Origin of the sequence: Pseudomonas sp. S09G 359 (assembly GCF_002843605.1) — a bacterium.
Classification (GTDB): Bacteria; Pseudomonadota; Gammaproteobacteria; order Pseudomonadales; family Pseudomonadaceae; genus Aquipseudomonas.
On sequence record NZ_CP025263.1, the window covers coordinates 2,420,352 to 2,438,711 of the forward strand.

The 18,360-nt window shown below is 63.1% G+C and carries 17 protein-coding genes; 8 read left to right on the top strand and 9 right to left on the bottom strand.

Annotated features, from left to right (window positions below; translation table 11 throughout):
- Window positions 1–110: 110 nt before the first annotated feature.
- On the bottom strand, window positions 111–1,259 hold the full coding sequence (locus CXQ82_RS11105) for an aldose epimerase family protein (RefSeq protein ID WP_101268791.1): 1,149 nt from the start codon (window positions 1,257–1,259) through the stop codon (window positions 111–113).
- A 138-nt stretch (window positions 1,260–1,397) separates the two neighbouring features.
- On the opposite strand from CXQ82_RS11105, the gene CXQ82_RS11110 reads away from it, so the two are divergent.
- Entirely contained in the window at window positions 1,398–2,165 is a 768-nt protein-coding gene (locus tag CXQ82_RS11110; RefSeq protein ID WP_101268793.1) for an SDR family NAD(P)-dependent oxidoreductase, read from the top strand.
- 72 nt (window positions 2,166–2,237) lie between these two features.
- Here the strand turns inward: CXQ82_RS11110 and CXQ82_RS11115 are convergent, their stop codons facing one another.
- The 3 genes from CXQ82_RS11115 to CXQ82_RS11125 are packed head-to-tail and all read right to left on the bottom strand — an operon-like array spanning window position 2,238 to window position 4,374.
- Window positions 2,238–2,834: a glutathione S-transferase gene (locus tag CXQ82_RS11115; RefSeq protein ID WP_101268795.1), complete on the bottom strand. Its 597-nt coding sequence runs from the start codon at window positions 2,832–2,834 to the stop codon at window positions 2,238–2,240.
- Window positions 2,835–2,872: 38 nt separating this feature from the next.
- A complete protein-coding gene (gene mug / locus CXQ82_RS11120) occupies window positions 2,873–3,385 on the bottom strand; it encodes a G/U mismatch-specific DNA glycosylase (protein ID WP_101268797.1) in 513 nt (170 codons plus the stop codon).
- Window positions 3,382–4,374: an AraC family transcriptional regulator gene (locus tag CXQ82_RS11125; protein WP_101273762.1), complete on the bottom strand. Its 993-nt coding sequence runs from the start codon at window positions 4,372–4,374 to the stop codon at window positions 3,382–3,384. The genes mug and CXQ82_RS11125 overlap by 4 nt, the downstream gene beginning before the upstream one ends.
- Window positions 4,375–4,438: 64 nt before the next feature.
- On the opposite strand from CXQ82_RS11125, the gene CXQ82_RS11130 reads away from it, so the two are divergent.
- Together CXQ82_RS11130 and yghU are read left to right on the top strand one after the other, a co-directional pair.
- Window positions 4,439–5,641, top strand: a complete 1,203-nt coding sequence (locus CXQ82_RS11130; protein ID WP_101268800.1) for an MFS transporter — start codon at window positions 4,439–4,441, stop codon at window positions 5,639–5,641.
- A 44-nt stretch (window positions 5,642–5,685) separates the two neighbouring features.
- Window positions 5,686–6,522: a glutathione-dependent disulfide-bond oxidoreductase gene (gene yghU / locus CXQ82_RS11135; RefSeq protein WP_101268802.1), complete on the top strand. Its 837-nt coding sequence runs from the start codon at window positions 5,686–5,688 to the stop codon at window positions 6,520–6,522.
- A 116-nt stretch (window positions 6,523–6,638) separates the two neighbouring features.
- Here yghU and CXQ82_RS11140 read toward each other — a convergent pair whose 3' ends face one another.
- The 3 genes from CXQ82_RS11140 to CXQ82_RS11150 are packed head-to-tail and all read right to left on the bottom strand — an operon-like array spanning window position 6,639 to window position 9,365.
- Window positions 6,639–7,565 (bottom strand): sugar ABC transporter substrate-binding protein, encoded by a 927-nt coding sequence (locus tag CXQ82_RS11140; protein ID WP_101268804.1) that lies wholly within the window; start codon window positions 7,563–7,565, stop codon window positions 6,639–6,641.
- A gap of 19 nt (window positions 7,566–7,584) precedes the next feature.
- Window positions 7,585–8,364, bottom strand: a complete 780-nt coding sequence (locus CXQ82_RS11145) for a TIM barrel protein (protein WP_101268806.1) — start codon at window positions 8,362–8,364, stop codon at window positions 7,585–7,587.
- Entirely contained in the window at window positions 8,361–9,365 is a 1,005-nt protein-coding gene (locus tag CXQ82_RS11150; RefSeq protein ID WP_101268808.1) for a Gfo/Idh/MocA family oxidoreductase, read from the bottom strand. Before CXQ82_RS11150 ends, CXQ82_RS11145 begins: the two co-directional genes overlap by 4 nt.
- Before the next feature lie 185 nt (window positions 9,366–9,550).
- Between CXQ82_RS11150 and CXQ82_RS11155 the strand changes: the two genes are divergently transcribed.
- Window positions 9,551–11,524, top strand: a complete 1,974-nt coding sequence (locus CXQ82_RS11155) for a sigma-54-dependent Fis family transcriptional regulator (RefSeq protein WP_101268810.1) — start codon at window positions 9,551–9,553, stop codon at window positions 11,522–11,524.
- 27 nt (window positions 11,525–11,551) lie between these two features.
- On the opposite strand, the gene CXQ82_RS11160 is transcribed toward CXQ82_RS11155, so the two are convergent.
- A complete protein-coding gene (locus tag CXQ82_RS11160) occupies window positions 11,552–12,601 on the bottom strand; it encodes a LacI family DNA-binding transcriptional regulator (protein ID WP_101268812.1) in 1,050 nt (349 codons plus the stop codon).
- Window positions 12,602–12,763: 162 nt separating this feature from the next.
- Between CXQ82_RS11160 and CXQ82_RS11165 the strand changes: the two genes are divergently transcribed.
- From CXQ82_RS11165 to CXQ82_RS11180, 4 genes are all read left to right on the top strand, one after another.
- Complete coding sequence (locus CXQ82_RS11165; protein WP_101268814.1) at window positions 12,764–13,879, top strand: fatty acid desaturase family protein; 1,116 nt, start codon at window positions 12,764–12,766, stop codon at window positions 13,877–13,879.
- A 131-nt stretch (window positions 13,880–14,010) separates the two neighbouring features.
- The gene (locus CXQ82_RS11170; protein WP_101268816.1) at window positions 14,011–14,334 is read left to right on the top strand and encodes a MocE family 2Fe-2S type ferredoxin; all 324 of its coding nucleotides are present in this window, start codon (window positions 14,011–14,013) and stop codon (window positions 14,332–14,334) included.
- On the top strand, window positions 14,334–15,533 hold the full coding sequence (locus CXQ82_RS11175) for an NAD(P)/FAD-dependent oxidoreductase (protein WP_101268818.1): 1,200 nt from the start codon (window positions 14,334–14,336) through the stop codon (window positions 15,531–15,533). The genes CXQ82_RS11170 and CXQ82_RS11175 overlap by 1 nt, the downstream gene beginning before the upstream one ends.
- A 1-nt stretch (window position 15,534) precedes the next feature.
- The gene (locus CXQ82_RS11180; protein ID WP_101268820.1) at window positions 15,535–16,353 is read left to right on the top strand and encodes a sugar phosphate isomerase/epimerase; all 819 of its coding nucleotides are present in this window, start codon (window positions 15,535–15,537) and stop codon (window positions 16,351–16,353) included.
- A 2-nt stretch (window positions 16,354–16,355) separates the two neighbouring features.
- Here CXQ82_RS11180 and CXQ82_RS11185 read toward each other — a convergent pair whose 3' ends face one another.
- Complete coding sequence (locus CXQ82_RS11185) at window positions 16,356–18,344, bottom strand: hypothetical protein (RefSeq protein ID WP_101268822.1); 1,989 nt, start codon at window positions 18,342–18,344, stop codon at window positions 16,356–16,358.
- Between the last annotated feature and the right edge of the window lie 16 nt (window positions 18,345–18,360).

Sequence of the window (18,360 nt, forward strand, 5' to 3'; positions counted from 1 at the left end):
CGCCTTGTGAAAATGCAAATGTGGGAGGGGGCTTGCCCCCGATGAGGGTGTGTCAGTTGACAGATGTGTTACTGACCGACCCTCATCGGGGGCAAGCCCCCTCCCACAGTTTATTCAGCGGTGAACTTGAAGATGGTGTTCTGGCTGTAGGTCTGTCCTGGGTTCAGGCGGGTCGAGGCAAAGCTCGGCTGGTTAGGCGCATCCGGAAAGTGCTGGGTCTCCAAGGTAAACCCGCTCCAGTGCTGATAGGTCTTGCCTCCCTTGCCCTTAACCGTCCCATCGAGGAAGTTGCTGGTATAGAACTGCACGCCCGGTTCCGTGGTGAACAACTGCAGGCGTCGACCGGACGCCGGGTCATGCACGTCGGCCGCGAGTTGCTTGATATCGCCTTTGGTATCCAGCGCCCAGTTGAAGTCAAACCCGCCTTGTTTCGGCTCGGCGAATTTGAGTTGCGGGTGATCGTCCTTGATGTGCTGGCCGATCGGCGTGGGTTTGAGGAAATCCATCGGCGTGTCTTTGACCGGCGCCAGCTCGCCGGTAGGGATCAACGTGGCATTCACCGGCGTGTAGTGGCTGGCATGTAAGGTGGCGACCTGCTTGAGGATGTCGCCGTTGCCCGCGCCTGCCAGGTTGAAATAGCTGTGGTTGGTGAGGTTGAGCACCGTGGGTTTGTCGGTGGTGGCCTTGTAGTCGATGTGCAGTTCGTTGCGGTCGTTGAGGCTGTAGGTGACTTCGGTTTTGAGGTTGCCGGGGAAGCCCATTTCGCCGTCCTTGGACAGGTAGGTGAGGGTCACGCCCACCGAGTCCTTGCCCTTGACCTGCGCGGCTTTCCACACGTGCTTGTCAAAGCCCTGGGCGCCGCCATGCAGCGAGTTGGGACCATCGTTGAGTGGCACCTGGTAGCGTTTGCCGTCGAGTTCAAAGGCGCCACCGGCGAGGCGATTGCCGAAGCGTCCGATGGTTGCGCCGAAAAACGCGGTGCCGCCCTGGTAGCCCTGCACCGTGTCGAAGCCGAGCACCACGTCTTCGACCTTGCCGTGCTTGTCCGGCACCTTGAGCGACTGCAACACGCCGCCGTAGGTGATCACCGTGGCTTGCATGCCGTGGCTGTTGCGCAGGATGTACTGTTCGACGGCGGTGCCGTCATTGGTTTTACCGAAGGGTTTGTGTTCACTGCTGAGCCCTGCGGCCTGGGCGCCGCCGCTGGCGATCAGCATGGACATGGCAAGGCCCGAGAGCAGGTATCGAGGGTGCTTCATGATCGAACTTCCTTTTGTTGTTATGACTGGAATAGTTCTACTAATGTGCGATATTTTGTCGATAAGACAGCAGATTTATAGCCTTTTACCGCGTGTTTGCAAAATAAAATAAGACTATTTAAGCGAGGCGACTGTTATATGAGTACTCAACCTGCCATTTATCCCGACCTTAAGGGCAAGACCGTGCTGATCTCCGGGGGCGCTTCGGGGATTGGCGAATTCATGGTGCGGGCCTTCGCGGCACAGGGGGCCAAGGTCGGCTTTGTGGACCGTGCCCAAAGCCAGGGCGAACGCCTGGCGGCGGTGTTGAGTTCTCAGGGGCTCACCGTCGAGTTTGGCTACTGCGATATCACCGATGAGATCGCCTATCGCGCGGCAATCGGCCGCTTCGAGCACTCGCTGGGGCCGATCACGGTGCTGGTGAACAACGCCGCCAACGACGTTCGCCATACGCTGGAAGAGGTCGACTCGGAGCTATTCGACAAACTGATTGCGGTCAACCTCAAGCACGCCTTCCTCGCCACCAAAGCGGTGGCGCCAATGATGAAACGCGCCGGTGGCGGGTCGATCATCAACCTCGGCTCGGTTGGCTGGATGATGGCTTCGGGCGGCTACTCGGTGTACGCCGCCAGCAAGGCCGCCGCCCATGGTATGACCCGCGGCCTGGCGCGCGAGTTGGGGCCCAGCCACATCCGCGTCAACACGCTGGTACCTGGCTGGGTCATGACCGAAAAACAGCTGGCGATGTGGGTGGATGACGCGGCCAGGGAACTGATCTCCCGCAGCCAGTGCCTGCCGGGCAGCGTGTTGCCGGAACATATCGCCAATATGGCGCTGTTTTTGGCCTCGGACGCGTCGGCGATGTGTTCGGCGCAGAACTTTATTGTGGATGGTGGTTGGGTGTAGCCAGAACCCCAGCCAAATGAAAAACCAAATGTGGGAGGGGGCAAGCCCCCTCCCACATTTGAACTGCGGTGTTTATTCGATGGGGTAGCGCTTGAAGGCTGGATGCTGCTCCAGCCGCTCGGCATGCCGTTTCAGGTTGGGGAACGCATCCGCCTTCACCACCGACGCCACGGTGAACTGGCTGAACGACCAGGCCACCGCTGCCGTGATCGACGCCTGGGTCAGCGCCTCACTGTCAGGCAGTTGCTTGTCCAGCAGCGAATAGGCCGCCAGCAATTGGCCGGTCACGCGCTCGAGCCACGGAGCGTGCAGTTTCTCGGCTGGCCGCAGGTTGTGCTCATAGACGATTTGCACGCTTTTCTCACAGGCTGCCAAGGCCAGCCCCAGCACATGCAGGTCGCGGGCAAGGGCCGTGGGGTGTTGCGCCAGCAGCTTTTTATCGGCTGGGGCCAGGGCTTCGAGGTAATCCAGGATCAGGCTGGAATCCATCAGCACCGTGCCATCGTCCAGCACCAGGGTAGGGGCCTTGACCACGGGGTTGATCTGCGCAAACTCGTTGAACGTGCTGAACACTGACAGCGGTTCATGCACAAATTCCACCCCGTACAGCTCCAGGGAAATGGCCACGCGGCGCACGTAGGGCGAGTCCAGCATGCCGATCAGTTTCATGAAGCCTCCATTGCTCTCAGGGTGTTGGGCCCAAGAGATTAAGGGCACTCGGTCGCCAAGCGCAATTGCCGATACGCGTCCACCAACTGTTCCAGGCTGAACGCCAGGTTGCGCCCGCTCGGGTTGGGCAGCACCCACACCGCCGTATCGCCGAGCAACTGCGCCTGCAACCCCCAGGCAATCTCGCGCCGGCCACACAGCGCGCTGTAGCCGGGCTTGCCGAGGAACGCCACGAAACGCGGGGCACACCGGCGGATTTTCTGTTCGAAGGTCGCCGCCGCAGCGGTGAACTCATGCCGCGCCAACTCGCCTGCGCTGACGGTGGGGCGCTCCACCAGGGTGGTCAGGCCGCAGTGGTAATGCAGCAACGTGTGGCCGTCTTCGGGGCGGATTTCAGCCGGGGTAAAACCGGCCAGGTGCAGGGTGCGCCAGAAGCGGTTGCTGCGGTTGGCGAAGTGCAGGCCGAGGGCGGCGGAGCCCTTGCCGGGGTTGATGCCGCAGAACACCACGTGCAGGTGGTCGGCGAGGATGTCGTCGAGACCGCCGCTCATGCCGGGCTCCTGGCACGGCTCGCTCCTGGCGGTTGCCCGGTGATGCGCTTGAAGGCGCGACTGAACGCGGCTTGTGAGGTGTAACCCAGGCGCTGCGCGACTTCTTCGATCGGCAAGCGCTCCAGGGTCAGCCATTGGCTGGCCAGGCGCATCCGCAGTTCGGTGGCGTAACGCAGTGGCGGCACGCCGAGGGTGGCCTGGAAGCGGTCGGCGAACACCGAGCGCGAGGTATGCCCCTGCGCGGCCAGTTCGGCCACGCTCCAGTCGCGGCCCGGTTGTTGGTGCAAGGCGAGGAGCGCGCGTGCCAGGCGTGGGTCGCGCAACGCGGCCACCAGCCCCGACGCATTGCCGCAGGCGCATTCGACCCAGCCACGCACAATCATCGCCGCGACCACATCGGCGAGGCGCGCGAGGATGCCGGCGTAGCCAATACGCGCGCTGCAGACTTCGCGCTCCATGGTCGCCAGGATCGGCATCAACCCTGGGTAACGCTGGCCCCGCGCATCGATCAGCATCATCGCCGGCATCAAGCGGCCGAGCCCCTGGATGCTGCCCAGTTCAAATTCCATGCAGGCGCTGAAGAGCAGGGTGCCCGCTGAGCCCTCGGCGCTGGCCTTTACTGCACATACCGCGTCACCCAGGGTGGTCGCCTCGAAGCTACAGATATCGCGTTCCGGCACGTCGGGGCTCGACAGCAATCCGTGGGCGCCGCCGTGGGAGATAAACACCGCATTGCCGGCCGACAGCTCATAGAGGCTGCCGTCGTCGAGTCGCAGCGTGGCGCAACCGGCAGCCAGGAAGTGGAAGTAGGCGTGGCCGGGCCTGGCCTCGAAACTGACGCCAAACACCGGCCCGGCCTCGATTCGACGGTACTGCACCCCGCGCAGGCGCATGCCCTGCAGCAGTTCATTGATGAGGTCGGAGGAGACGGTAAACGCGTCAGAAATTGTCATGTTCGGGGTTTTGGTCAAAAACTCGAGAGTTTGCATCATAGGTCATCCTGAGGGGCGAACCTAGACTGGCGACTCGCTGATTTCCTGAGGATGTTTTGTGATGAATGACTATGCAGCCCTAATCGACGCCAGGGCGCAAGCCGAAAGCCCGGCCTGGATGGCGGTGTTCTCCCTGGCAATGGGGGTGTTCGGCCTGCTGACGGCGGAATACCTGCCGGCCAGCCTGTTGACGCCGATGGCGATGGACCTCGGCGTCTCGGAAGCCTTGGCCGGGCAGGCGGTGACGGTCACGGCGGTGGTCGCGTTATTCGCCGGGTTGCTGGTGCCGGGCCTGACTCGCGGGGTTGACCGAAGCGTGGTGCTCCTGGGCTTTTCGACGCTGATGATTGCGTCCAATCTGCTGGTGGCGTTCTCGTCCAGCCTCGCGGTGCTGTTGGTGATGCGCATCCTGCTCGGCATCGCCCTCGGCGGTTTCTGGAGCATGGCGGCGGCTGTGGCGATGCGCCTGGTGCCGGCGGCGCTGCTGCCACGGGCGTTGTCGATCATCTTCAGCGGGATTGCCGTGGGCACAGTCGTCGCGGTGCCGCTGGGCAGCTACCTCGGCGGTTTGTATGGCTGGCGCAGCGCCTTTGTCGCGGCTGCCGCGGTGGGCGTGGTGACGTTGGTGTTCCAGTTGTTCACGCTGCCGCGCCTGGCCCCGAATGGCACCGCACGCCTGCGCACGGTGCTGGAAGTACTGCTGCGCCCCGGCATTGCCATGGGCATGTGCGGTTGTGTGCTGGTGCACACCGGGCATTTCGCACTGTTCACTTATATTCGACCGTTTCTGGAAAGCACCACCGGTGTTGGCAGCCAAGGGTTGGCGCTGATGCTGCTGGGGTTCGGCGCGGCGAATTTTGTCGGCACGCTGCTGGCCGGCTGGATGCTGGTGCGCAACCCGCGTGGCACGTTGGTGCTGATGCCGCTGCTGGTGGGCGTTGCGGCACTCGCACTGGTGTGGCTACCCGCTTCGCTGCCGGGGCAGGCCCTGCTGCTGGCGCTGTGGGGCATGGCCTTTGGCGGTGTGCCGGTGGCATGGTCGAACTGGGTGGCCCGCGCCGTGCCGGATCAGGCGGAAAGCGCCGGCGGCATGGTGGTGGCGTCGGTGCAGTCGGCGATTGCAGCGGGCGCTGCCGGTGGCGGTGCGATGTTCAGCCTCAGCGGGATTAGCGGCGTGTTCATCGCCGCGGGCGTGCTGATGCTGTTGGCTGCTGTGTTGATTGCCTGGCGGGTACAGGTGCCACGGCGTACACCTTTGGTTTAGTCTGGAGCGCTACGTTGATCGCAAGCGCCTATGGAGCGGTAAGCATGACTGAGTACGTACCCCCGAAAGTCTGGACCTGGGACACCGAAAGCGGCGGCACCTTCGCCAGCATCAACCGGCCCATCGCCGGTGCGACCCATGACAAAGAACTGCCGATCGGCAAACACCCGCTGCAGCTGTATTCCCTGGCCACGCCCAATGGGCAAAAGGTCACGATCCTGCTCGAAGAGCTGCTGGCCCTGGGGCACACCGGCGCGGAATACGATGCCTGGCTGATCAAGATCGGCGACGGCGACCAGTTCGGCAGCGGCTTTGTCGCGGTCAACCCGAACTCGAAGATTCCGGCATTGATGGACCACAGCGGCGCCACGCCGATTCGTATCTTCGAATCAGGTGCGATCCTGCAATACCTCGCCGAGAAGTTCGGCGCCTTCTTCCCCACTGAGCCTGCGGCCCGCGCCGAGTGCCTGTCGTGGCTGTTCTGGCAGATGGGCAGTGCGCCGTACCTGGGCGGTGGCTTCGGGCATTTCTACGCCTATGCGCCGAGCAAGATGGAGTACCCGATCAACCGGTTTGCGATGGAAACCAAGCGCCAGTTGGATGTGCTGGACCAGCGTTTGGCGGTGAGCGAGTACATTGCCGGGGATGAGTACACCATCGCCGATATCGCGATCTGGCCTTGGTATGGTGGCTTGGTCAAAGGTCGCTTGTATGGGGCGTCGGCGGAGTTTTTGTCGGTGCATGAGTACAAGCATGTGCAGCGCTGGGCGGAGGCGATTGAGGCGCGGCCGGCGGTGCAGCGGGGGCGGCGGGTGAACCGGGTTTCCGGTGAGCCTGAAGAGCAGCTGGCAGAGCGGCACAGCTCCACCGATTTGGACTGACCTCGGTCACAGTGTAGGAGGGGGCTTGCCCCCGATGAGGGAGTGTCAGTTGATAAATTCTTAACTGACACACCGCCATCGGGGGCAAGCCCCTCCCACATTTATCCGCGTCCACTCTATTTATAGCGTTGTTCGAAGACTGCGACTTGTTCCGGCTTGATCAACTCAAACGGCACCCACACCTCCGATTCAATCGGCTCGCCCTTGATCATCCGCACCGCCGATTCCACGGCCTTGCTCGCCTGGGCCTTGGGGTCCTGGAACACCGAAGCGGTGAGCAATCCACGCTTGATCGCCGCCAGGCCATCCGGCAAGCCGTCGATGCCGACAATCGCCACCTCACCCTTGGCCTTGCCCGACTGCTGCAAGGCCATGGCCGCGCCAATCGCCATTTCGTCGTTGTTAGCCACGATGGCATCAAACTGCGTGCCCGCCAGCAGCCAGTTGCTGGTCAGGTCCATGCCCTTGCTGCGCTGCCATTCCGCACTTTGCTGCTCGACGATCTTGATCCCCGGAAAATCCTTGAGCACCTGCTTGGCGCCCTCGGTACGGTCATGGGTGGCGTTCTGCGCGAGGTCGCCCATGATGATCGCCACATTGCCTTTGCCGCCGAGTTTTTCCGCGAGGTAGCGCATCTGCAATTGCCCGGCCTCGATGTCGTTGGACGCCACGGTGACCACGCCTTTGGGCAAGGTGCGCTCATCCGGATGACGATTGACGTACACCAGCGGGATTTTGCTGGCGACGGCCGCGCGGGTCATGTTGGCGGTGGCGGAGGTGTCCACCGGCAACACGATCACCGCGTCGACTTTCTGGTTGAGAAAGCCTTCGACCTGGTTGAGCTGGCGCACCACATCACCTTGGGCGTCCTCGAACTGGATCTGCACGTCCTGTTGCTTGGCAGCGGCTTCCAGGCCCGTGCGCACGTAGGTCATGAAGTTGTCGTCGACCCGCGCGATGCTCACGCCGATACGGTACGCGGCGAAACTCCATTGGCTGAACAGCAGTAAAAATGCGGCAACGATCAATGAATGGCGATGCATAGGGATGTTCCTTTTATTGTTATAGGGTGAACGCCTGACGGAAACGCTGCAGCGCCAGCTCGCTGTCGCCGCTGGCCCAGCCTTCAAGGCCGACCACGCCGCTGTAGCCCATGGCGTGCAAGGCGCGGGCAATGGCCGGGTAGTGGATTTCGCCGGTGCCGGGCTCCTTGCGCCCAGGCACGTCGGCCACCTGGATTTCGCCGATGGCGGCGCCTGCGCGCTGGATCAATTCGATCAGGTTGCCTTCACCGATCTGTGCGTGGTACAGGTCCAGGTTCATCTTCAGGTGCGGGCTGCCCACGGCTTCGATCAACGCCAGGGTGTCGTCGGCGCGGGCGAACGGGGTGCCTGGGTGGTCGACTTCGGTATTGAGGTTTTCCAGCAGGAATACGCGGCCGGCGTCTTCCCCCAGGCGGGCGATTTTTTCCAGGGTCTTGCATGCGCTCAGCCACATGCGCCCGGTGGTCTGGCTGACCGGGTGCACCGGCAGGCCGCCGTCACCCAGGCCAGTGCCATGCAGGTTGAGGCTGGGGCAGTTCAGGCGCTCGGCAACGCCCAGGGACTCGCGGGCGGTTTCGAGCAGTTGGCGGATGCCGTCGGGGTCGGTGAGGGTGCCGCTGATGTAGCCGGTCATTGAGGTGAAGTCCGCACCGGTGGCGGCCAGGGCGCTGATGTCCTTATCTGTCCAGTTCCAGATTTCGGCGCTGAAGCCCAGGGCGTGAATGCGTTTGACGCGCTCGATAAACGGCAGCTCGAGAAACACCATCTCGGCACTGATCGCCAGTTTGAACGGGCTCATACGGCCACCGCCTTGCCGGTTTCGAACGAGGTGATGCACGCGCGGGCAATCGCCAGGGCCGCACGGGCATCTTCGCCGCTGGCCAGGGGCTTGGCGCCGGTGCGCAGGCAGTCGGCAAAGTGGTTGAGTTCAGCGATGTAGGCATCGCGCAGCAAGTCGGTGTCCATGCGCTGGGTGTCAGCCTGGATGCCTTGGGCCAGGTAGCGCACCAGGTCCGAATCATTGAGGCTGCCCATGCTCAGCATGCCGGCGCTGCCGAACACTTCGCCGCGCACGTCGTAGCCATACACGGCCTGGAAGTTGGCTTCGGCGGTGGCAATCGCGCCGTTGTCGAAGCGGATCGTCACCACGGCGGTGTCGAGAAAGCCTTTGCTCTTGTATTCCGGCGCGATCAACGCGTCGGCCATCACGTAAACCTGTACCGCCTCGGCGCCGGGGTTGAGGTAGCGCAGGGTATCGAAGTCGTGGATCAGGGTTTCGAGAAAGATCACCCACTGCGGTGAGTTGGCCGGGTTGTTCAGCGCCGGGTCGCGGGTGATCGAGCGCAGCAGTTGCGGGGTGCCGATGCGGCCGGCGGCCACGTCCAGGTGGGCGGTGCGAAAGCTTTTGGCGAAACGCCGGTTGAAACCGACTTGCAGCGGTACGCGGGCATCGGCGGCGGCCGCAATGGCGCGATCGGCTTCATCGAGGGTGATGGCCATGGGTTTTTCGCAGAAGATGCCCTTGCCGGCGCGGGCGGCGCTGATCACCAGCTCCGCGTGGCTGCGGGCTGGAGCGGCGATGAGTACGCCGTCGATATCCGGGTCATCGAGCAATTGCTGCGGGTCGGTGTAGACCTTGTCTACCCCCAGTTCCGCCGCCAGGCGTGCGGCTTGGCCTGGGGTTGGGTCGGCGATGGCGGCGAGGCAGGCGCCGGGGATGTGCCGGGCGGCGGTCAGGCCGTGGAAGCTGCCCATGCGGCCGGCACCGATCAAGCCCAGGCGGATGTTCTGTGTACTCATGCAGTGACCCCTTTTTTATTGTTGGCCCCAGGACAGTCCTGGCGGGCAAAGGGGTAAGAGCAAGGGCTGTGCCAATTTATAAGCTATTGATATAGAAGGTTTTGTAGCGTTTATGTAAGTAATAAGTGTTCATTTTGATGACATGTCTATACTGACATGTCAAAAACGTGAACATGGATATCCGCATGAGCGTGGCGTTCAGTGTGCAAGATCTCGATTACCTCACGGCCCTCGGCCCGGCGTCGCTGAATGAAGGCCCGGTGATTGCGCTGGAGCAAGCCTGGCGCGCGTGCCTGGCCGGCCAGGTCGAACGCCCGAGCGCGGTGCGCCAGGTGATCTGGGACTCCTGGCGGCGCAGTGTCGACGCGGCGATCGACCCGGACGACAGCCATTACCGCTTCGTCGCCCCAGAGACACTGGCGGCGACCCTCGCCAGCCACAGCGTGTTGATCGAGGCTGCGGCGCACGTCATGCAGGGCTTGCTGGCCTACAACCCACGCGGCCATATCAACCTCACCGACGCTGGCGGTACCACCCTGTACTTCTGCGGGGTGGACATCACCCCCATCGGCAGCCGCCTGCTGGAGTCGGTGCAGGGCACTAATTGCACTGGCCTGGCCCTGGCCCAAGACCGCCTGGTGTACGTGCTGGCCGAAGAGAACTTTGCCAGCGGCCTGCGCCAGCGCCGCATGCACTGCGCCGCCGCACCGATCAAGAATGCCCAGGGCGACACCGTGGCGATGCTGACCCTGACCGCCGAACCCGGCTGGTTTCACTTCCATACCCTCGGCACGGTGCAGGCGGCTGCCGATGCGGTCTCGCGGCAAATGGCCCTGCAAGCGCTGCTTGAAGAGCAGCAAACCATGCTCGAAGTGCTCAACGAAGGCCTGGTGGTGCTGGATGAGCGTGGCTGCATCAAGGCGCTCAACCGCTATGCCCGGCAGCTGTTTGGCGTGGGCCTGGAGCTGCTCGGCAGCCCGTTCCAGCAACTGGGCCGCAGCGAATTGAGCGCCGCACTGTTGCTGCGCGGCGGGGAGGCGGTGCGGGACCTCGACTGCACCTTCCAACTGCATGACCGCACGCAACTTGCCTGCCTGGTCTCGGTGTGCCCGCTGGAGCAGGGCGGGGTGATTGTGTCGCTGCGCGAGAACCGGCGGATACGCGAGATCACCCGGCGCATCATCAGCAGCCAGGCCCGTTACACCTTCGACACCATCCAGGGCACGTCACGGGCGATCCAGGACGCGTTGCACCTGGGGCGTATCGCCAGTCGCAGTGAATCCACCACCCTGATCCTCGGCGAAAGCGGCACCGGCAAAGAGCTGTTTGCCCAGGCCATCCATAACGCCAGCGACCGCGCCAACGGCCCGTTTGTGGCGGTCAACTGTGGCGCGATCCCACGCGACCTGGTGCAAAGCGAACTGTTCGGGCATGTCGAGGGCGCGTTCACGGGCTCGGCCCGGGGTGGCTCGGCGGGCAAGTTCGAACTGGCCGACGGCGGCACGATTTTCCTCGATGAAATCGGCGATATGTCCTTCGATGCCCAGGTCAGTTTGCTGCGGGTGTTGCAGGAGGGCGAAATCACCCGAGTCGGCGCGAAAAGCTCGCGCCCAGTGGACGTGCGCATCATCGCCGCGACCCACCGCAACCTCAGCCAGGCGGTGGCCGAGGGGGCGTTTCGCGAAGACCTCTACTATCGCCTCAACGTACTTAACCTCACCGTGCCGCCACTGCGCATGCGCCGCGAAGACATCCCGCTGCTGGCGCGGCATTTTCTTGCGCGCTGTGCCCGTTCGCTGCGCAAAGCGGTACAGGGTTTCACCCCGCAAGCGCTGGAACTGCTATCGGCCTACGCCTGGCCAGGCAATGTGCGCGAGCTGGAGAACGCCATTGAGCGGGCCACCAACCTGGCCACGAGCGAACTGATCCAGCCGAGTGATCTACCCCTGGACGCCAAGCCCCGCGCACTCGCCAGTGCCTACGAACCACCACCCACCCAGGACCTGAGCAGCCACGAAATGCACGCCATCGTCGCGGCACTCAAGAAGACCGGCGGCAATATCCGCCTGGCCGCTCAACAACTGAACGTTTCGAGGGGCGGGCTGTACAACAAGATGAGTCGGTTTGGGCTGAATGCCGGGGATTTTCGCGGCGGCTGAAGTGGTTCAAAAATGTGGGTGGGGCGGTCAGGTGCACATGTTTTCTGATGTGACGATTTGCGGCGGTATAAACACCCGGTGCCGCACCGGATCAAAACCCTCGGCCCCCTGCAATTCCACCAGCAACTCCACCAATGCCACCGCCGTCTGGCGCGGCTGCGAGTCCATTACCACATCGATCAGACCCTGGCTCAGCGCCTGGCGCGACAGCTCGGTGGACTCCTGCAAAATGCAGCACAGCGCCGGGCGCTTGGGCAGTTGGGCCAGGGCGCTGATCACGCCGTCACCGCCGCCGCCGACCACGCACAAGCCGCGCAGGTCGGTGTGGCGGGTGAGCAGGTCGAGGGTGGCTTCTTCGGTGATGTCGCAGTTGTCGAGGTTGATCAGCGGGTCCAGGGGTTTAAGCCCCGGCGCGTGTTCGGCGAGGTAGCTGTGCAGGCCTTCGACCCGTGCCTGGTGGCCGAGGAAGCGGTGGCCGCCCAACAGAATCCCGACGCTGCCTTTGCGCGCGCCACAGGTGCGCGCCAGCAGCCAGCCCATGGTGCGCCCGACCACGTGGTTGTCCTGGCCCACATAGGGCTCGGCGGCTTGCTCGTGGATATCCGAAAGCAGGGCCACCACCGGCACGCCGGCCTCGCGGATTTGCGCAAGGGTGGCGTTGATCAACGGGTGGGCGAAGCTGACCACGGCGAGGGCGTCGCACTGCACGGCCAACTGTTCGATCTGCGCGACGATGGCGCTGGGTGTGCGGTCAATGATGTACTCGAACTGACAGGTCAGGTTGGCCGTGGCGTGATGCTGCGCCGCCGCGCTGATCGACTGCGCAAGGTTGGCATAGAACGCCTGGGCGGTGCCCAGCAGCAGGATGCCGAAGCGGTAGGTGGGGCGGCGTTCGCGAATGCGCTGGCCGATCAACCGCGCGGCGAAGTAGCCCACGGCTTCAGCTGCCTGGAACACTTGTTCGGCGGTGTCCGGGTTGACCGGCGCGCGCGCATTCAAAACCCGGTCGACGGTGGCCACGCTGAGGCCCGCGTGGGCGGCAACGGTGGCGATGGTCGGGCGTTTATTATTGTTCATGACAGGCCCCTTGAGCGTCTTGATAGAAAACTATCAAGCCCCGCTGGGCCTGGATGATAGCTTGATAGGGAATGGATTCAAGGCCTTGAGGGTGATTTAGCCGCGCTCTATCGTTGGTTTCACAAAGCACCAGAAACCACCCGCTTGCGGAGAACAATAAAAATGCCTGAACACACCGCTCACACCGCCCGGCGCGATTACAGCCTCACCGGCCCCGAAGCCGCGCGTGCCGCCGAAAAAGGCCTGGTCTCGGCCAGTTGGTACCAATCGCCGATTTCGCGTAAACGCATGAAAGAACTGATGCAGCGCCGCGACGGCCCAGCCTTGCTCGACACCGGCATCTGGGTGCTGGCGCTGCTGGCCACCGGCTTTGGCGGCTTCTGGTTCTGGGGCTCGTGGGCCTGCGTGCCGTTCTTCATTGCCTATGGCGTGCTCTACGGCACCGCCTCCAACCCACGCTGGCACGAAACCGGCCACGGCACTGCGTTCAAGACCCGCTGGATGAATGACGCGCTGTACCAAGTGGCGAGCTTCATGTGCATCTTCGAGCCCCATGTATGGCGCTGGAGCCATGCCCGCCATCACACCGACACCATCGTGGTTGGCCGTGACCCGGAGATCGTTGAGCCGCGCCCGCCGAGCTTTTTGATGATGTTTCTCAGCGTGTTCAACCTGCCTCTGGCCTGGAAGACCTTCAGCGGCGTGGCGCGCCATGCGATCGGCAAGATGAGCGCCCAGGAGGCGGACTTTATCCCCGAATCCGAATGGTCCAAGGTGTTCCGCGCCGCACGAATCTGGGTCGGCATCTACGCGGTGATCATCGGCACCGCCTTGTACCTGCACAGCTGGTTGCCGCTGATGCTGGTGGGCCTGCCGAGTATTTATGGCGCATGGCTCGGCTATGTGTTCGGCCTTACCCAGCACGTAGGCCTGGCTGAGGATGTACTCGACCACCGCAGCAACTGCCGCACCATCTACATGAACCGCGTGCTGCGCTTTATCTACATGGACATGAACTACCACCTCGAACACCACATGTACCCGATGGTGCCGTACCACGCCCTGGCACAGTTGCACGAAGAGATCCGCGGCGATTGCCCGCCGCCGTATGCCAACCTTTTCGAGGCATACAAGGAAATCCTGCCGACTATCTGGAAGCAGCGCAGCGACCCGACGTATTTCGTGCAGCGGCCCCTCGCGACCTCGGCCGATACCGGCGAGGACTCCAAAAGTGGCGAGCGGGCTTGCCCGCGTTGGGCTGCGGAGCAGCCCCAGTAAGAACGCCGCATTCCCTTAGATAAAACTCGATTGCCGATCTTGGGGGCTGCTGCGCAGCCCAACGCGGGCAAGCCCGCTCGCCACAGCAGGCCTGCTCGCCACAAGGTAGGTGTCACCTGGAGATATATGCCATGAACGATCAATGGATCGACGTCTGCGCCGTGGGCGAAATAGACGAAGAAGATGTGCTGCGCTTCGACCACGGGCCGCACACCTATGCGGTGTACCGCTCGGCCGAGAATGAATTTTTCGCCACCGCCGGCCTGTGCACCCACGAAAAAATCCACCTCGCCGACGGCCTGGTGATGGACCACGTGATCGAGTGCCCCAAGCACAACGGGCGCTTTGATTACCGCTCCGGCAAGGCCCTGGGCGCACCGGTGTGCGTCAACCTCAAGACCTACCCGGTACGGGTCGAAGCGGGGCGGGTACTGCTCGCCGTCACGGCCGGATGATGAACCTGCCTCTGATAATCGTTGGCGCCGGCCATGCCGGTGGCCGCGCCGCGCTGACCCTGCGCGAAGAAGGCTATAGCGGGCGGCTGATCCTGATCGGCGATGAACCGCACTTGCCCTATGAGCGGCCGCCACTGTCCAAGGGCCTGTTGCAGGGCAGCATGGACCTGGCCGGGTGCAGCCTGTGCGACAGCGCGCGGCTGGCCGAGTTGGGCATCGAGCATATCGCCGGCAACGCGGTCAGCCAGTTGGACCCGCCGCAGCATCGCCTGCAATTGGCCGATGGCCAGTGGCTTGGCTATGCCGGTCTGCTGCTGGCCACCGGCGGCAGGGCGCGGCGCCTGAGCCAGGAACAGGCGAATGTGCTGTACCTGCGCACCCACGATGAAGCGTTGGCACTGAAAAGCGCGTTACGCCCTGGCGCGCGGCTGGTGGTTGTCGGCGGCGGATTTATTGGTCTGGAAGTGGCGGCCACCGCGCGCAGCCTCGGCTGTGCCGTCACCCTGCTGGAAGCCGGGCCACGCCTGGCGGGCCGGGTGCTGCCGGCGGCCATCAGTGACGCGCTGCTGACCCTGCACCGTGAGCAAGGCGTGGACGTGCGCTTGAACGCGGCGCTGGAATGCATCCACGAAGGCGCCGTGCAGTTGATCGACGGCGAACGTTTGCCCTGCGACCTGGTGGTGGTCGGCATCGGTATGCAACCCAACCTCGAACTGGCCCAGGCGGCGGGGTTGGACACCGGGCAGGGCATCCGCGTGGACGCGCAACTGCGCACCAGCGTGGCGGATATTTTTGCCGCGGGGGATGTGTGCGAGTTTCGCCTGGGCGGTGTGTATCAGCGCCAGGAAACCTGGCGCAATGCCGAGGCCCAGGGCCGTCACGCCGCACTGAACCTGTTAGGGCGCGAATTGCCGTTCGAGGCGCTCCCCGGCTTCTGGTCCGACCAATACGACTGGGGCTTGCAGACCGTCGGCGTGATCACTGCGCTGACCGTCAGCCGCATTCTGCCCGGCGGCGGCCTGCTGCTGTTCTACCTCGACGCCGAACACCGCCTGCAAGGCGCCTGCGGCTGGGCCCCGGGCAACAGCGTGGCCAAGGACATCAAACTCTGCGAACGGCTGATCAGCGCTGCCATCGCGCTGCCAATCGCCAGCCTGGGCGACCCCGAGCTGTCCCTCAAACACCTGCTGCGAGGCTGATATGCGCCAATTCCTGGTGTTCCAATCCCTGTGGGCCATGCAGACCGAGCCCGGCCCCCTCGAAGCGCAACTTGAGCGCATCGCCGCCGCCGGCTTTGACGGCATCACCGACCATTACTGGAAACCCGCCGAGGTGTCACGGCTGCATGCCGCCGCCCAGGCCCACGGCTTGCAGATCGAAGGCCAGCTGTTTCCGCAGACGGTGGACGACCTCGCCGCGGCGCTGGATGTGATCAGCCGCTATGGCTGCCACCACCTGACCCTGCAAGCCGATGTGCGCCCGCGCACCCAGGCCGAGGCCGCCCGGCTGATCGAGGGCTGGCAACGGCTGGCCGAGCAGGTGGACTTCCCGGTCCTGCTGGAAACCCACCGTTACCGTCTGACCAACGACCTGTTGTTCACCCTCGATTTGCTGGCGCAGATGCCGGACCTGAAACTGCTGGCCGACCTGTCCCACTACGTGGTCGGCCGCGAGTTGCCGCAGCCCGCTGCCGCCGAGGACGATGCGCAGATCCGCACGATCCTGCGCCACAGCTGGGGCTTCCACGGCCGCGTGGCCAGCAGCGAGCAGGTGCAAGTCTCGCTGGAGTTTCCCCAGCACCAGGCCTGGGTCGAGCGCTTTACCGGCTGGTGGCGCTACGGCATCCAGGACTGGCTGACCCGCGCCGACGCCGCGCAGAGCCTGTCGTTCACCTGCGAACTGGGCCCGCCACCCTACGCCATCACCGGCCCGGATGGCCGCGAGATCAGTGATCGCTGGGCCGAAGCCTTGAAGCTGCAGGCGTTGATTCGCAACGTGTGGCAGGCGTCGCAGAAGTGATCTTATAAAACCACCTCGAAGTGGCGGTAGCAGAGGTCGTCGATACTCGCGATGTTGTGGTGAGGACCTGAGACTTTCTCTGTCAGCCCGTTTTTGATATAGCCCAGCTGTGGCGGGTTTGCCAGGTAATCGGCGAGGTTCGACTGCGCGCTGGCAAGGTCCGTGTACAGAATGATCCGGTCCTCGGAGACCACGCCCTCTGCGATGCTTTCGATAATGTTTTGCCGGATCACGCCGGTGAAGAACGTCGACAGGATGGCCACATCGACAATCGGTGTGCCGTTATAGGGAATTCCGCAATGGGCAGGGCCATTCAAGACTACGACGGGTTGGATGGTGAACTTGTCAGGCAGGCGGAAATTGGCTTTCAGGCACTGCTTTCTGAACGATTTTTCGTGGTCACGGATGTACTCGAGTTTACGCGCTAACTGATCGCAGGCGTCGACCACCTTTTTGCGGTGGCCGAAGGTGCTCAGTGCGTCGGCCGGTTGCAGGAAGCATTTCACTTCGCCGACGACCAGGGTGTTGCCGATCAGCAGCAAAAGGTCGATGTCTTCGTACGCGTGCGCAGCGGTCTTGGGTAAGTTGAATTTGAAGGCATGCATCATCAGCCGGGTGTGCTTTTTCAGGCGCGACACCTCGGCGTAGTGGGCCAGGACCTGGCGCACATGGGTTTCGAATGAATTGCCGCGCTCTGCCAGGTCGGCCCCCATCTGGCGCAACCAGATATTCACGTTGCGTTGCGTGGTGCTGCACAGCAACGGCGTAAACAGAATCAGCAGTTTGTCGTTGCTGTAGGGGATCAGCGGTTGAGTCCAGAGTTCGTTCTTACCGCTGTCCGATTTGTCGGTGTGATCAAAGGTCAGAAAGTCGATGACTGCCAGGCTGCGCTCGGCGCTGATACCCAGCGACTCGGAGATGGCCTGGGTCAGTGCCGCTTTATCGATCAGCGGGGCGGCGGCGTGCACCAGCAATGGGTCACCCAGCAGCGTTTCCGGCGGAACTGCCGGGGCCTCCAACAGGCATTTCACCAGGCTCCACAAAACCGCCCAGCACCGGACCACGTCATTGATGGTCGCCCCGGCCAGCCGGGGGGCGTGAAAGTCGTTGTAACCGGTGTAGTAGGGCTCCATGGCCTCATCAATGATCATGAACATGCTGCCGCTTGAACGCCCGACGTCGTGGTCATCGGCCAGGAGGTAATGCGCGACACCGTCCGCTGTCGTGGTTAATGCACGGATAGGGCGGGGGATGCCCAATTCGCTGTGGGCTTTTTCTCCACTGTACTTCTGAAAGTTCAGGAGCCGGGCGTTGCTCTTGGAATGAACCAGGATATTGCGCCGAAATTGGCCTATCACTTTCCAGGCGGCGAAGTGTCGGTTTCCCGGCGTGAGAACGACCTTGTCATTTATATCGATCCGGTAGTCGTTCCACAGGCAATCCTCCCAGTACTGCTCAAGTACGCCGTAGAAGGCACCGAGTTGATAGTCATGGTCGACGCGCTTGAGGTCGAAACGCGCAGTGGCGATATCAAGTTCCGAAGGGTCGCCTTGTTGCGCCAGTACCATCTGGATCGGCAAAGACAGCCCGTCGATATCCGCCTGGGTGACTTCGTCTAAAGAGTACTGCTCGCCGTTATTGCCGGAAAGCTTGGGTACTATCTGTAGCCTGCTGCTCTCCACCGGGTCGAGGTCGCGGGTGCTCTGGCCGATTTCCCGGGTGGTATCGTCGTACATCATCGCGTTCAGGTTGGCGCGCGTGATGAAGGCCAGCAGCTTGTTCTGCCTGGGTATTCTCTTGTCTGCGGCGTAGCTGAGCTGCTTGCGCAGCGCCTCGAATGCGGCATAAAACCAGAGGCCTGCCTGTTGCAGGTTTTTATCCGGCTCGTCGGCAGTGGCGGGGTCGATTTGCGCGTTCCAGCTGTCCGGTTTAAAGCTGCGTTGATTGGGCCGTGAAATTTCCTGGTGCTGGACGCGTTTTAAAAAAGACATGTTCAGGGGTCGCCAT